Source organism: Vibrio sp. 1727 (genome assembly GCF_033344415.1).
GTDB classification, from domain to species: Bacteria; Pseudomonadota; Gammaproteobacteria; order Enterobacterales; family Vibrionaceae; genus Vibrio; species Vibrio alginolyticus.
The window spans coordinates 1-601 of record NZ_JAWPOT010000443.1 but is presented as its reverse complement, the minus strand read 5'-3'; the positions used below and the strand labels follow the sequence as shown (position 1 = coordinate 601).

The 601-nt window shown below is 46.3% G+C and carries 1 protein-coding gene; it reads left to right on the top strand.

The features are described 5' to 3' along the window. Positions 1-601, top strand: a 601-nt coding sequence (locus R8O10_RS26250) for a tetratricopeptide repeat protein (protein ID WP_318192100.1), incomplete at its 5' end; no start/stop codon positions are given.

Sequence of the window (601 nt, the reverse complement as noted above, 5' to 3'; positions counted from 1 at the left end):
GTTAGATGAATACATGGACATTCAACGCTTTAATGCCGATCGCGGATTTGGGCGAACTAACTTAGCCAATGTATATCGTAGTTTGGGAGAGGCTAATAAAGCGATAGAACTGTATCAACAAGCTATTGACATCGAACCTTATTTCGAAAATAGCTACGTCAATTTAGCGGACATGTATCGCCGACAAGGTGATGAAGCCAAAGCGGTACAAATTCTGCGTGCGGGAATGAAAGCGCAGCCGAAATCAAGTTCGCTGCCTTACAGTGCAGGGCTTGCGCTGTTAAGACAAGGCAACAGCAAACAAGCTAATCAGTATTTAAAACAGGCAGCAGAAAGCGCGAAAGATAACGCTCAGTATTGGGATGTGTACGGTTTAGCGTTGGAGAAATCCGACGTATTAGAAGCGAGTAAGGCGTTAAACAAGGCGTTTGAAGTTGGTGGCGACCCACGGCATCTTTATGCCCAGTGCGAAGTGTTGGCGAGAAACTATCGACAAGGCGGCGTTGCATTTGCCTTTGAACAGTGCACCAAGCAGCTTGGTGCACATGCTCCTGAGGAAGTTATTCAACAGCTCAAAGCGACCGTGACTACAAAGAAATAG